11 protein-coding genes are annotated in these 13,874 nt (G+C 72.3%); all 11 read right to left on the reverse strand.

The annotated features are described in order from the left end of the window. Window positions 1-12: 12 nt before the first annotated feature. Window positions 13-1,470, reverse strand: a complete 1,458-nt coding sequence (locus IFT45_RS08500; protein ID WP_056054757.1) for a glutamate synthase subunit beta — start codon at window positions 1,468-1,470, stop codon at window positions 13-15. Then, complete coding sequence (gene gltB, locus IFT45_RS08505) at window positions 1,463-6,043, reverse strand: glutamate synthase large subunit (RefSeq protein ID WP_192127653.1); 4,581 nt, start codon at window positions 6,041-6,043, stop codon at window positions 1,463-1,465. Before gltB ends, IFT45_RS08500 begins: the two co-directional genes overlap by 8 nt. A 241-nt stretch (window positions 6,044-6,284) precedes the next feature. After that, window positions 6,285-7,283 (reverse strand): prolipoprotein diacylglyceryl transferase, encoded by a 999-nt coding sequence (lgt, locus tag IFT45_RS08510; RefSeq protein ID WP_056054754.1) that lies wholly within the window; start codon window positions 7,281-7,283, stop codon window positions 6,285-6,287. A gap of 75 nt (window positions 7,284-7,358) precedes the next feature. Continuing rightward, the gene (trpA, locus tag IFT45_RS08515) at window positions 7,359-8,177 is read right to left on the reverse strand and encodes a tryptophan synthase subunit alpha (protein ID WP_056054751.1); all 819 of its coding nucleotides are present in this window, start codon (window positions 8,175-8,177) and stop codon (window positions 7,359-7,361) included. Further along, window positions 8,174-9,382, reverse strand: coding sequence for a tryptophan synthase subunit beta (trpB, locus tag IFT45_RS08520; RefSeq protein ID WP_167259173.1), 1,209 nt, complete (start codon window positions 9,380-9,382; stop codon window positions 8,174-8,176). Before trpB ends, trpA begins: the two co-directional genes overlap by 4 nt. After that, window positions 9,383-10,156, reverse strand: a complete 774-nt coding sequence (gene trpC / locus IFT45_RS08525) for an indole-3-glycerol phosphate synthase TrpC (RefSeq protein WP_056054748.1) — start codon at window positions 10,154-10,156, stop codon at window positions 9,383-9,385. Further along, window positions 10,157-10,414 carry a DUF6704 family protein gene (locus tag IFT45_RS08530; protein WP_056054745.1) on the reverse strand — a complete coding sequence of 86 codons (258 nt, stop codon included), beginning with the start codon at window positions 10,412-10,414 and terminating at the stop codon, window positions 10,157-10,159. A 34-nt stretch (window positions 10,415-10,448) separates the two neighbouring features. Next, on the reverse strand, window positions 10,449-11,108 hold the full coding sequence (locus IFT45_RS08535) for a Trp biosynthesis-associated membrane protein (RefSeq protein WP_056054741.1): 660 nt from the start codon (window positions 11,106-11,108) through the stop codon (window positions 10,449-10,451). Beyond that, window positions 11,108-12,631 (reverse strand): anthranilate synthase component I, encoded by a 1,524-nt coding sequence (locus IFT45_RS08540; RefSeq protein WP_185232645.1) that lies wholly within the window; start codon window positions 12,629-12,631, stop codon window positions 11,108-11,110. Before IFT45_RS08540 ends, IFT45_RS08535 begins: the two co-directional genes overlap by 1 nt. Then, window positions 12,628-13,083, reverse strand: coding sequence for a phosphoribosyl-AMP cyclohydrolase (hisI, locus tag IFT45_RS08545; RefSeq protein WP_082514356.1), 456 nt, complete (start codon window positions 13,081-13,083; stop codon window positions 12,628-12,630). Before hisI ends, IFT45_RS08540 begins: the two co-directional genes overlap by 4 nt. A 14-nt stretch (window positions 13,084-13,097) precedes the next feature. Continuing rightward, window positions 13,098-13,874: an imidazole glycerol phosphate synthase subunit HisF gene (gene hisF / locus IFT45_RS08550; RefSeq protein WP_056054731.1), complete on the reverse strand. Its 777-nt coding sequence runs from the start codon at window positions 13,872-13,874 to the stop codon at window positions 13,098-13,100.

Raw genomic sequence — 13,874 nt, forward strand, 5'->3', positions numbered from 1 at the left:
TGGTGGACGGACTCAGACCGAGAGGGAGCGATCCGTCGGCTTCACGGGGAACGGCAGGACGGTCGTGCCCTCCAGGTAGGCGTCGACGGCGGAGGCGGTGGCCCGGCCCTCGGCGATGGCCCAGACGATCAGCGACTGGCCACGACCGGCGTCGCCCGTCACGAAGACGCCCGGCTGGGTCGTCTGGTAGCGGGCGTCGCGCTCGAGGACGCCGCGGCCGTCGAAGGGCAGCCGCAGCTGCGCCTCGAGCTCGTCGCGCTCCGGGCCCGTGAAGCCGAGCGCGAGCAGCACCAGGTCGGCCGGGATCTCCCGCTCCGTGCCCGCGCGGGGCACGCGACGACCGTCCACGTACTCGGTCTCCGCGACGCGGATGGCGCGGACCTCGCCGACCTCGTTGCGCAGGAACTCCACGGTGGAGGCGAGGTACATGCGCTCGCCGCCCTCCTCGTGCGCGCTGGCCACCTCGAACAGGGTCGGGAACATGGGCCACGGCTGGGCCTCGGGGCGCTCCTCCGGGGGCTGCTGGCCGATCGCGAGGTTCGTCACGGAGAGGGCACCCTGGCGGTGTGCCGTGCCGATGCAGTCGGCGCCCGTGTCGCCGCCGCCGAGGACGACGACGTGCTTGCCCTCGGCCGTGATCTGGTCGCTCACCGTGTCGCCGGCCCCGGCCTTGTTCTGCTGGACCAGGTACTCCATGGCGAAGTGGATGCCCGAGAGGTCGCGACCCGGGATGGGCAGGTCGCGCGGGACCGTCGCCCCGGTGGCGACCACGACGGCGTCGTAGCGCGCGCGCAGGTCGTCCCAGGTGATGTCGCGACCGATCTCGACGCCGGCGCGGAAGCGGGTGCCCTCGGCGGTCATCTGAGCGAGCCGCTGCTCGATCTGCTTCTTCTCCATCTTGAAGTCGGGGATGCCGTAGCGGAGCAGGCCGCCGATCCGGTCCTCGCGCTCGTAGACGGCCACGGTGTGCCCCGCGCGGGTCAGCTGCTGGGCGGCGGCGAGGCCCGCGGGCCCGGAGCCGACCACGGCGACGGTCTTGCCGGTGAGGCGCTCCGGGGGGTGCGGAGTCACCCAGCCCGACTGGAACGCCTGGTCGATGATGCTGACCTCGACCTGTTTGATGGTCACGGGCGGCTGGTTGATGCCGAGCACGCACGACGACTCGCAGGGCGCCGGGCAGAGCCGGCCGGTGAACTCGGGGAAGTTGTTCGTGGCGTGCAGGCGCTCGACGGCCTGGCGGCCCTCGCCGCGCCACATCAGGTCGTTCCACTCCGGGATCAGGTTGCCGAGCGGGCAGCCCTGGTGGCAGAACGGCACGCCGCAGTCCATGCAGCGGCCGGCCTGGCGACGGAGCTCGCCGCTCTCCTGCTGTTCGTAGACCTCTTTCCAGTCCATCAGCCGCACGGACACGGGACGACGCTTCGGGAGCTCGCGCTTCTGGGTCTTGAGGAACCCCTTCGGATCAGCCACCGGTCACCTCCAGGATTCTCTTCCAGGTCTCGTCGCCATCGGGGTCGAGACCCTCGTCGACGGCCGTCTGCCGGGTGGCGAGGACGGCGGCGTAGTCGCGGGGCAGCACCTTGACGAACTCGGAGACGGTCGTCTCGAGGTCCGCGAGCATGCGCTCCGCGACCGGGGAGCCCGTCTCGGCGAGGTGCCGGGCGAGCAGGTCGGAGAGGATCTCGACGTCGGCGCTGCCGAGGTCGTGGAGCTGGAGCTCGCCCGAGGCGAGCGACTCCGTGTTGACCCTCTCCGGGCGGAGCCGGTGCACGTAGGCCGTGCCGCCCGACATCCCCGCCCCGAGGTTCCGGCCCGTGTCGCCGAGGATGACGGCGAGGCCGCCGGTCATGTACTCGAGCGCGTGGTCCCCCACGCCCTCGACCACGGCGCTGGCGCCGGAGTTGCGGACCAGGAAGCGCTCACCCACGATCCCACGGATGAACATGCTGCCCCGGGTCGCCCCGTAGCCGATCACGTTGCCGGCGATCACGTTCTCCTCCGCGACGAACGTGCTCGCGCGGTCGGGACGGACGACGATCGACCCGCCGGAGAGCCCCTTGCCGACGTAGTCGTTGCTGTCGCCCTCGAGGCGGAGCGTGATGCCGGAGGGCAGGAACGCTCCGAGGGACTGGCCGGCCGACCCGGTCAGCGTCACCTCGATGCTCCCCTCGGGCAGCCCGTTCTCGCCGTGCCGGACGGTGACCTCGTGGCCGAGCATGGTGCCCACGGCGCGCTCGGTGTTGCGGATGGGGAGGTCGATCTCGACGTGGCCGCCGTTCTCGAGCACGTCGGCGCTCCTCGCGATGAGGGCCACGTCGAAGTGCTGGTCCAGCTCGTGCTCCTGGCCCCGCAGGTTGCGGCGGGGCTCGTCGTCGTCGAAGGTCGGGCCGACGAGGACGGGGGCGAGGTCGAGGCCCGACGCCTTCCAGTGGTCGACGGCGCGGTCGACGTCGAGGACGTCGTTGCGGCCGATGGCCTCGTCGAGGCTCCGGAACCCGAGCGACGCGAGGATCTCGCGGACCTCCTGCGCCAGGAACTCGAAGAAGTTCACGACGAACTCCGGCTTGCCGGAGAAGCGGGCCCGGAGCTCCGGGTTCTGGGTCGCGACGCCGACCGGGCAGGTGTCGAGGTGGCACACGCGCATCATGATGCAGCCCTCGACGATCAGCGGGGCCGTCGCGAACCCGAACTCCTCCCCGCCGAGGAGCGCGGCGATGACCACGTCGCGGCCGGTCTTCATCTGGCCGTCGACCTGCACGACCACGCGGTCGCGCATGCCGTTCAGCATGAGCGTCTGCTGGGTCTCGGCGAGGCCGATCTCCCACGGGGTGCCCGCGTGCTTGAGCGAGTTGAGGGGGCTGGCGCCCGTCCCGCCGTCGTGGCCCGAGACGAGCACGACGTCGGCCAGGGCCTTCGTGACGCCCGCCGCGACGGCTCCGATGCCGGACTGGCTCACCAGCTTGACGTGGACGCGCGCGGCCGGGTTGGCCCGCTTGACGTCGAAGATCAGCTGCTTGAGGTCTTCGATGGAGTAGATGTCGTGGTGCGGCGGCGGCGAGATGAGGCCGACGCCGGGGGTCGCGTGGCGGGTACGGGCGACCCACGGGTAGACCTTCGTCGGCGGGAGCTGGCCGCCCTCGCCGGGCTTCGCACCCTGGGCCATCTTGAGCTGGATGTCGGTCGCGTGCGTCAGGTACATGCTCGTGACGCCGAAGCGGCCCGAGGCGACCTGCTTCACCGCGCTGCGCCGCTCGGGGTCGAGCAGCCGCTCGACGTCCTCGCCGCCCTCGCCGGTGTTCGACTTGCCGCCGAGGCGGTTCATCGCGATGGCGAGGGTCTCGTGCGCCTCCTTCGAGATGGAGCCGTAGCTCATCGCCCCGGTGGAGAACCGCTTGACGATCGACTCGATCGGCTCGACCTCGTCGAGCGGCACCGGGGTGCGGACGCCGTGCTTGAAGGTGAAGAGCCCGCGGAGCGTCATGAGCTCCTCCGCCTGGTCGTCGACGAGCTTGGTGTACTCGCGGAAGATGTCGTAGCGACGCGTCCGGGTCGCGTGCTGCAGTCGGAAGACGGTGTCGGGGTTGAAGAGGTGGCGCGGGCCCTCGCGGCGCCACTGGTACTCGCCGCCGGTCGCGAGGCGCTCGTGGGCAATGACCGAGCCGTCGGTCGGGTAGGCGCTCGTGTGGCGGTCCTTGTTCTCGGCCGCGATCACGTCGATGCCGACCCCGCCGAGCATCGTCGACGTGCCGGTGAAGTACGTGTCGACGAACTCCTGGCTGAGGCCGACGGCCTCGAAGGCCTGGGCGGCAGCGTAGCTGGAGACCGTGGAGATGCCCATCTTGGACATGATCTTGAGCACGCCCTTGCCGAGCGCCTTGATCAGGTTGTGGACGGCGTCCTCCGGCGTTATGCCGGTGATCATGCCCGCCCGCACGAGGTTCTCGCAGGTCTCCATGGCGAGGTAGGGGTTGATCGCGGAGGCGCCGTAGCCGATCAGGGTCGCGACGTGGTGCACCTCGCGGACGTCGCCGGCCTCGACGATCAGGCCGACCTTCATGCGGTTCTCGGTCCGGATGAGGTGGTGGTGGACCGCGGCGATCATCAGCAGGGACGGGACGGGAGCGAAGTCCTGGTTGGAGTCGCGGTCGGAGAGGACGATGAACTGCGCGCCCGCCTCGATCGCGTCGTCGACCTCGTTGCACATCGCAGCGATGCGCTTCTCGAGGGCGCGCGGCCCTTTGTCGGCCCGGTACAGACCGCGGATCGTCGTCGTGACCCGCGAGCCGGGGCTGGGGTCGATGTGCTGGATCTTCGCGAGCTCGTCGTTGTCGATGACCGGGAAGTCGAGGATCACCTGGCGAGCGTGCTCGGGGGTCGCCGAGAGGAGGTTCCTCTCCGGACCGAGCCCGAGCGCCAACGACGTGACGACCTGCTCGCGGATGGAGTCGAGGGGCGGGTTCGTCACCTGCGCGAACTGCTGCGTGAAGTAGTCGAAGAGGAGGCGGGGCCGCTCGGAGAGGACGGCGATCGGGGTGTCGCTGCCCATGGCCCCGAGGGGCTCGGCGCCCGTCTTCGCCATCGGGGTGAGGAGGATGCGGACCTCCTCCTCGGTGTAGCCGAAGGTGCGCTGGCGCCGGGTGACCGAGGCGGGGGTGTGCACGATGTGCTCTCGCTCCGGCAGGTCGGAGAGGTGGATCCGGCCCTCGGCCAGCCACTCGCCGAAGGGAGCGGACGCGGCGAGCTCCGCCTTGATCTCGTCGTCCTCGATCAGGCGGCCGGCCTCGGTGTCGACGAGGAACATCTTTCCGGGGCGCAGACGGCCCTTGCGGACGACCTTCGCGGGGTCGAGCTCGGGCAGGACGCCGATCTCGCTGGCGAGCACGACGAGCCCGTCGTCGGTCACGAGGTACCGACCCGGGCGCAGGCCGTTGCGGTCGAGCGTCGCGCCCACGACGGAGCCGTCGGTGAACGTGATGGCCGCGGGGCCGTCCCACGCCTCCATGAGCATCGAATGGTACTCGTAGAAGTCGCGGAGGGAGGGGTCGATGTCGACCTGGTTCTCCCAGGCCTCGGGCACCATCATCATCACCGAGTGGGGCAGCGAGCGGCCGGTGAGGCTGAGCAGCTCGACCACCTCGTCGAACGACGCGGAGTCGCTCGCGCCCGGGCTGACGATCGGGAGCAGAGGCTTGAGGTCGCCGATCAGCTCGGACTCGAGCTGCGACTGACGAGCGCGCATCCAGTTGCGGTTGCCCCGGACGGTGTTGATCTCGCCGTTGTGGGCGATCATGCGGAAGGGCTGGGCGAGCGGCCAGGACGGGAACGTGTTCGTCGAGTACCGCGAGTGGACGATGGCGAGCTTCGACGCGAAGCGCTCGTCGCTGAGGTCGGGGTAGAACGGCTCGAGCTGCAGCGTCGTGACCATGCCCTTGTAGACCATGGTGCGGCTTCCGAGCGACGTGAAGTACGCGGACAGCTTCGCCTCGGCGCGCTTGCGCAGCCGGTACGCCTGACGGTCGAGGGCGACGCCCGCGAGCGGAGCCCCGTCGGCGTCGCGACGGCGGCTGCTGACGAAGACCTGCTCGAACGCGGGCATGGCGTTGCGGGCCAGGGTGCCGAGCTGCTCGGGGCGCACGGGCACCTCACGCCAGCCGAGGACGTCGAGCTGCTCGAGGTCCGCGATGCGCTCGATGCCGGTCTTCATCTCGGCGCGCTCCTGGTCGTCGAGCGGCAGGTAGACGATGCCGACGGCGTACTCGCCGGCGGAGGGCAGGGAGAAGTCGACGACCTCGCGGAGGAACGCGTCGGGCACCTGGCAGAGGATGCCGGCGCCGTCGCCCGTGCCGGCGTCGGAGCCGATGGCTCCGCGGTGCTCGAGGTTGCGCAGTGCGCCGAGGGCGGCGTCGATGATGTCGTGGCCCGGGGTGCCGCGGAGGGTGGCGACCATGGCGAGGCCGCAGGCGTCCTTCTCGTTGCTGGGGTCGTAGAGACCCTGCGCCGCAGGGACCGTGCTGAACTGCTGGTGGGCTGGCGTGAGCGCCATGTGATCCGTCCTCACGAAGAGATCCTGTACGAGTCGGGACGTCGTCGGCCCGGGCGGGCGGCGTCGTCGCGAGAGCGCGAGACGCCGGCGGTGCTGGCCGGACGAGGTGTGGTCGTCTGGCGTGCGGCGCAGCAGAGGCTTCCCGGGACCGCTTGTGGCGGTCGTGAGGCGGTGTGCGACGCGGAGGATGCTCGTGAGCAGTCAGCGGGAGGTGCCTGTGGCGGCACCGGCCCCGTGGAGCTCAGGAACGTGGCGTGGTCTCGGTCTTGTCGGCCGAGGACCCCGCGGAGACCAGCTCGGGTTCGTCGTCCTCCGTGTACGTGTCGGAGGAGTCTACCTCAGACTGACGCTCGGCCGGCGACCGCCCGGGGAGGTACGCGCCGGGCACCCGGCCGGTGTGACGGCGTGAGGCGACCACCCAGATGACGACGCCGAGGACGATCGCCGCGAACGACATCCACACGTTGGTGCGGATGCCCAGGAACAGGAGGCTCGGATCGGTGCGGATGGACTCGAAGACGGATCGGCCGATGCCGTACCAGACCAGGTAGAAGGCGAGCCCGCGGCCCCACTGCAGCGGCGTGCGACGCTCGATCAGCAGCAGGACGGCGACGCCGGCGAGCATCCAGATGATCTCGTAGAGGAACGTGGGGTGGAACAGCGTGCCCTCGGGCAGCCCGGTGGGCCACGCGGCGTTGCTCTGCTCGATCTCGAGGCCCCAGGGAAGGTCGGTCGGCGTGCCGAACAGCTCGTGGTTGAACCAGTTGCCGAGCCGCCCGAAGGCCTGGGCGACGAGGAGGCCCGGCGCCAGCGAGTCGGCGAAGACCGAGAACCGCAGACCCGTCGCCCGGCAGCCCAGCCAGACCCCGACGGCCCCGAAGAGGAGCGCTCCGTAGATGGCGAGCCCGCCCTCCCACACCGCGACCACGTGCCACAGCGGCTGACCCGCGAAGTAGTCGGCGGGGTGGGTGACGACGTGGAAGAAGCGGCCCCCGACGATGCCGAGGGGCACGCAGAACAGCATGACGTCGATGACGACGCCGTTCTCGGCCCCGCGGGCGCGCAGGCGCTGGTTCGTGATGAGGCCCGCGACGACGATGCCCACGAGGATGCAGATGGCGTAGGCGTGGATGCGCAGCGACCCGGGCACGGAGGCGCCGAAGGTCGAGTTGATCCAGTTCGTGAGGTCGAAGTACTGCCAGTCGGCGGACGGGCTCGGGATGCTCAGGGGGACGAACACGGGCGGGGGCGCCTTTCAGGGGGAACGACAGGACGTCGGCAGGCCGACGCGGAACGACTCTAGCGCGGCCGTCCGTCAGGGACGGACGGCGGCGCCGGAGGAGAGGTCGGCGGCGACGGTCGCGAGGCGGTCGAGGCCACCCTCGGCGAGGGCCCGGACGAACGCCGAGCCGATGATGGCCCCGTCGGCGTACTCGAGGACCTCGCGCACCTGCTGCGCCGTGGAGATGCCGAGCCCCACGCAGGCGTTCTCGACCCCGGCGGCCCGCAGTCGGTCGACCAGGGTGTGCGCCGCCGAGTCGACGTCGGTGCGGGCACCCGTGATGCCCATGGTCGAGACCGTGTAGACGAACCCACGGCTGCGCTCGACGGACTGCCGGAGGCGCGCGTCGCTCGACGACGGAGCCGCCAGGAACACCCGGTCGAGCCCCGCGGCCTCGGAGGCCTCGAGCCAGGCGCCCGCCTCGTCGGGGATGAGGTCGGGCGTGATGAGCCCGGCCCCGCCGGCGGCGGCGAGGTCGTCGGCGAAGCGCTGGACGCCGTACTGCTCGACGGGGTTCCAGTACGTCATGACCACGACCGGAGCCGCGGTGCGGGCGGTGATCTCGCGCACCGCGGTGAAGACGTCGCGCACGCGGAAGCCCTCGGCGAGGGCACGCTGCGTCGCCGCCTGGATCACCGGGCCGTCCATGACGGGGTCGGAGTACGGGAGGCCCAGCTCGATGACGTCGACGCCGTTCTCGGCGAGGACGACGGCGGCGTCGATGCTGGTCTGCAGGTCGGGGAAGCCGACCGGGAGGTAGCCGATGACGGCGCCGGTGCCGGCGTCGCGACGGGCACGGATGGCGGCGGAGACCTTGCTGGCCGTCTCGGGGGCGGAGGCGACGTCGCTCACAGCTGCTGCGCCTCCTCGTCGAGGACCCCGAAGTACCGGCTGGCGGTCGCGACGTCCTTGTCGCCGCGGCCGCTCATCGACACCAGGATCGTCCAGTCAGGGTGGCGCTGGCCGAGCTTGATCGTGCCGGCCAGGGCGTGGGCCGTCTCGATGGCGGGGAGGATGCCCTCGGTCTGCGTGAGCAGCTTGAAGGCGGCCATGGCCTCGGCGTCGGTCACGGGCTCGTAGTGCGCCCGGCCGCTCTCGGCGAGCCAGGCGTGCTCGGGCCCGACGCTCGGGTAGTCGAGCCCCGCGGAGATGGAGTGGCTCTCGAGTGTCTGGCCGTCTTCGTCCTGCATGAGGTACGACTTCGTGCCCTGGAGGTTGCCGATCCGGCCCAGCGTGATCGAGGCGGCGTGGCGGCCGGTCTCGACGCCGTCGCCGCCGGCCTCGTAGCCCCAGAGCTCGACCGACGGGTCGTCGAGGAACGCGTGGAAGATGCCCATGGCGTTCGAGCCCCCGCCGACGCACGCCGTGACGGCGTCGGGCAGGGCGCCGGTGAGGGCGAGCACCTGCTCACGCGCCTCCTCGCCGATGATCTTGTGGAAGTCGCGCACCATCGCCGGGAAGGGGTGCGGACCCGCGACCGTGCCGAGGACGTAGTGCGTCGTGTCGACGCTGGCGACCCAGTCGCGCATCGCGTCGTTGATGGCGTCCTTCAGGGTGCGCGAGCCCGTGGTGACCGAGACCACCTCGGCGCCGAGCAGGCGCATGCGGGCGACGTTCAGGGCCTGGCGCTCGGTGTCGACCTGGCCCATGTAGACGACGCACGACATGCCGAAGAGGGCCGCGGCCGTCGCCGTGGCGACGCCGTGCTGGCCGGCCCCGGTCTCGGCGATCAGCCGGGTCTTGCCCAGCTTGCGGGCCAGGAGGGCCTGGCCGAGCACGTTGTTGATCTTGTGCGAGCCCGTGTGGTTCAGGTCTTCGCGCTTGAGGATGACGCGGGCGCCGCCCGCGTGCTCGGCGAACCGGGGCACCTCGGTGATGATCGAGGGGCGGCCGGTGTAGGTGGCGTGCAGGGCCCGGAGCTCCGCCTGGAACTCGGGGTCGACCGCCGCCGCCTTGTAGGCGGCGTCGAGCTCGTCGAGCGCCGCCACCAGGGACTCGGGGACGAAGCGGCCCCCGAAGGAGCCGAAGTAGGGCCCCGTCTCGTCGCGCAGTGCCATCTAGACCTCCAGGAAGCTGGTGAGTGCGGCCGCGGGGTCGCCGTGCGTGACGAGGGCCTCGCCCACGAGCACGACGTCGGCACCGGACCGGCGGTAGTGGGCCACGTCGGCCGGGGACGCCACGGCGCTCTCGGCGACGCGGGTGACGCCGTCGGGGACGAGCCCGGACAGGCGGCCGAAGAGGTCGCGGTCGAGCTCGAACGTGGCCAGGTCGCGGGCGTTGACGCCCAGGACCTCGGCCCCGGCGTCGAGGCCGCGGGCGACCTCGTCGGCCGAGTGGGTCTCGATCAGGGCCGTCATGCCGAGCTGGCGGACGAGGTCGTGCAGCTCGACGAGCCGGGCCTGCTCGAGGCCGGCCACGATGAGCAGGACGATGTCGGCGCCCGCCGCTCGGGCCTCGAGCACCTGGTAGGGCTCGGCGATGAAGTCCTTGCGGAGGACGGGGACGTCGACGGCGGCCCGGACGGCCTCCAGGTCGGCGAGCGTGCCCTTGAAGCGTCGCCCCTCGGTGAGGACGCTGATGGCGCTGGCGCCCCCGCGGGCGTAGGCGGCGGCGAGGGAGGCGGGGTCGGCGATGGCCGACAGGTCGCCGCGCGACGGGCTGGCGCGCTTGACCTCGGCGATCACCTTGACGCGCTCGGCCGGGGCCAGTGCGGCCCGGGCGTCGAGGGCGGGCGGGCGGGCGAGGGCAGCGGCCTCGACCCGCTCGAGGGGCAGCGTGGCGCGGCGGGCCTGGGCGTCGGCCAGGGCGCCCGCGAAGAGGTCGTCGAGCACCTAGTTGTGCGCCTTCGGCACGTAGCGGTGACCGCCCACGCCGTAGCCCGCGCGCTTGAGCACGAGGCCGACGACCAGGCCGACGACGACGAGGCCGGCGGCGGCCCAGACGACCCACTCGACGGCGAAGAAGAAGGCCACGGTGCCGATGGAGAACGCGACGAGCATGATCACGACGGCCGTCCAGGCCGCGGGCGAGTTGCCGTGGCCGAGGTCGTCGGCGGTCTCGGTGCTGTCGTTCTTCGTCTGCGTGCTCACGGTGCTCCTTGGATCAAGACGGGACGGGCCCACTCTACCGGTCGTGCCCCGGGAGGTCAGGACGCCGCAGGGGGTCGTCGTCGCCGTCCACGCCCTCGTCGGCGCTCCCGCCCGTGGGGTCGTCGCCCCCGGACAGCGAGTCCCAGGCGGCGGCCGGGTCGTCGGCGGGGTCGGCGGCGACGAGCCGCGTGGCGCTGTACTTGCGCCCGGCCCGGGGCCAGGCCCCGGAGAGCAGGACGACGGAGGCGCCCAGCACGGCGACGAGGACCCCCGCGACCAGCGCCACCGCCGGCCACGGCGTCGCCACCGCGTTCGAGACGAGCTGGTGCAGCGACTCGTCGCCGTCGACGCCCGTGGCGTCGGTGACGGCGCTGCCGGCGGCGCGGACGGGATCGCCGAGGGCGACGGAGGCGGTGGTCGCGATGCTCGCCCCGAGGAGCACCTGCAGGGCGCCGAGGACCACGCGGAAGACACGACCGGCGATCGTCAGGGCCCCGGCCGAGGCGAGCACGGCCAGCGCGAGGGCCGAGAGCGGAGCGGCGGCGACGTCGCCCGCCGCGGTGAGCCGGAGCTCCCCGCCCTGCGGCGACTGGACCACCAGGTCGAACCACGGCTGGGTCCAGGCGAGCAGCGCCAGGCCCGCGAACAGCACTCCGGCGAGGATCGAGACGAGCTTCAGGCGCCCGCCCCGCATCAGCGGAGCCTCGTCATGGCGTTGGCCACGGCGACCGCCCGGAGGGGCGCCGCGGCCTTGTTGCGCGCCTCCTGGTTCTCGGCGACCGGGTCGCTGTCGGCCACCAGCCCCGCCCCGGCCTGGACCCGGGCGACGCCGCCCTGGATGAGGACCGTGCGGATGGCGATCGCGACGTCGGCCGAGCCGGCGAAGTCGAAGTAGCCGACGACGCCGCCGTAGACGCCGCGCTGGGCGGGCTCCAGCTCGTCGATGATCTCGAGGGCACGGGGCTTGGGCGCCCCCGAGAGCGTGCCGGCCGGGAAGGTCGCCCGGAACGCGTCGATGGCGTCGTGGCCGGGGGCCAGGTCGCCCTCCACGCTCGACACGAGGTGCATGATGTGGCTGAACCTCTCCACCTGCATGAACTCGGTGACCTCGACGGTGCCCGGCGTGCAGACCTTGAGCAGGTCGTTGCGGGCGAGGTCGACGAGCATGAGGTGCTCGGCGCGCTCCTTCTCGTCGTGCTCGAGGCGGTCGGCGAAGGCGAGGTCGGCCTCGGGCGTGTCGCCGCGGGGCGCGGAGCCCGCGATGGGGTGCGTGAACACGCGGCGGCCCTCCACCTTGACCAGGGCCTCGGGCGACGAGCCGACGATCCAGTAGGGCTCCCCCGCCGCGTCGGCGAGGCTGACCAGGTACATGTACGGGCTCGGGTTCAGCGTGCGCAGCACCCGGTACACGTCGAGCGGCTCGGCGGTCAGCTCGTGGTCGAAGCGCTGCGACACCACGACCTGGAAGACGTCGCCGTCGCGGATGAACTGCTTGGACCGCTCGATCGCGGCCGCGTACTCCTCGTCGGTCGAGCGGCGGACCGGCGTCGGCTCGACGGTGAGGTCGACGTCGGAGAGGTGCGCCTCGGTGGGCACCGCGAGCTCCGCCTGCAGGCGGTCGAGCCGCGCCTGCGCGTCGGCCCAGAGCGTGTCGGCGTCGTCGGTGCCGTCGGCCAGGACGGTGGCGATGAGGAGCACGGCCCCGGTGCGGTGGTCGAGCGCCACGAGCTCCGAGACGAAGCTCAGGGCCTGAGAGGGCACCTCGAACTCCGCGGGCGGAGCGTCGGGCAGGTGCTCGAGCTCACGGACGGCCTCCCAGCCGACGAAGCCGACGAGCCCGCCGGTCAGCGGCGGCAGCCCGTCGATGCGCGGGGTCGCCCACCGGTCGTGGAGCGCGCTCAGCACCTCGAGGGGCGCCCCGGTAGCGCCGCCCAGGGCTCGCTCCTCCGAGAGGCCGTGGTCGAGCCACCGCGGGCGCCCGGCCTCGGTCGTGAGGACGCCGAACGAGGAGACCCCGACGAACGACCAGCGCGACCAGATGCCGCCCTGCCCGGCGGACTCGAGGAGGAAGGTGCCGGGGCGGCCCGCGGCGAGCTTGCGGTAGATGCCGACCGGGGTCTCGCCGTCGCCGAAGAGGTCACGGACGACCGGCACCACCCGGTGGTCGGGCAGCAGGGCGTCGAACGCCGGCCGGGTGGTCGAGGTGCGCCCGCTCACGCGGCGGCTCCGTCGAACGGCCCGGTCGCGGCGGCCGGGGCGGAGGCGGTGACGGGGTCGAGCGGGTCGACGTCGAAGCACGACCGGGCGCCCGTGTGGCAGGCCGCCCCGACCTGCTCGACGGTGACGAGCAGGGCGTCGTCGTCGCAGTCGAGAGCGGCGGCACGGACGAACTGGGCGTGGCCCGAGGTGTCGCCCTTCCGCCAGTACTCCTGTCGGGAGCGCGACCAGAAGGTCACCCTCCCCTCGGTCAGGGTCCTGCGGAGCGCCTCCGCGTCCATCCAGCCCATCATGAGGACGTCGCGCGACACGGCGTCCTGGATGATCGCGGGCAGCAGGCCGGCGTCGTCGAAGCGCGCGCGGGCGACCACGGGCTCGACGGTCTCTCGGGTGAGCGTCGTGCCGGCGCGGTCGTCGTCGCCGTCCGCGGGAGGCGTGGGCTGGTCGGTCATGGGGGCTCCCGGGGTCATCGGACGACGGCGCCGGACGCCGCCAGCTCGCGCTTGACGTCGCCGACGGTCAGCTCGCGGGCGTGGAAGACGGAGGCGGCGAGGACGGCGTCCGCACCGGCCGCGATGGCCGGGGCGAAGTGCTCGACCGCACCCGCGCCTCCGGACGCCACGACGGGCACCCGGCTGTTCTCGCGCATGAGGCGGATGAGCTCGAGGTCGAAGCCCTGCTTCGTGCCGTCGGCGTCGATCGAGTTGACGAGCAGCTCGCCCGCGCCCCGCTCGACCGCTTCTCGCGCCCAGGCGACGGCGTCGAGGTCGGTCTCGGTCCGCCCGCCGTGCGTCGTCACGACGAAGCCGGACGCCGTCCGTGACGAGCGCTTGACGTCGAGGGAGAGGACGACCGCCTGGGCGCCGAAGCGGTCGGCGATCTCGCCCACGAGGTCCGGGCGCGCGATCGCGGCGCTGTTGACGCCGATCTTGTCGGCGCCGGCGGCCTGCAGCCGGGCGACGTCGTCGGCGGAGCGGACTCCCCCGCCCACCGTCAGCGGGATGAAGACCTGCTCGGCGGTGGCGCGCACGACGTCGTAGGTCGTCGAGCGCTCGTCGACCGTGGCGGTCACGTCGAGGAAGGTGATCTCGTCGGCGCCCTGCTCGTAGTAGGTGCGCGCCAGCTCGACGGGGTCGCCCGCGTCGCGCAGGTCGAGGAAGTTGACGCCCTTGACGACACGGCCCGCGGCCACGTCGAGGCACGGGATGACCCGGACGGCGAGCGACGGATCGGAGGCCGTCAC

Source organism: Frigoribacterium sp. CFBP 13707, from assembly GCF_014842245.1.
Lineage (GTDB): Bacteria > Actinomycetota > Actinomycetes > Actinomycetales > Microbacteriaceae > Frigoribacterium > Frigoribacterium endophyticum.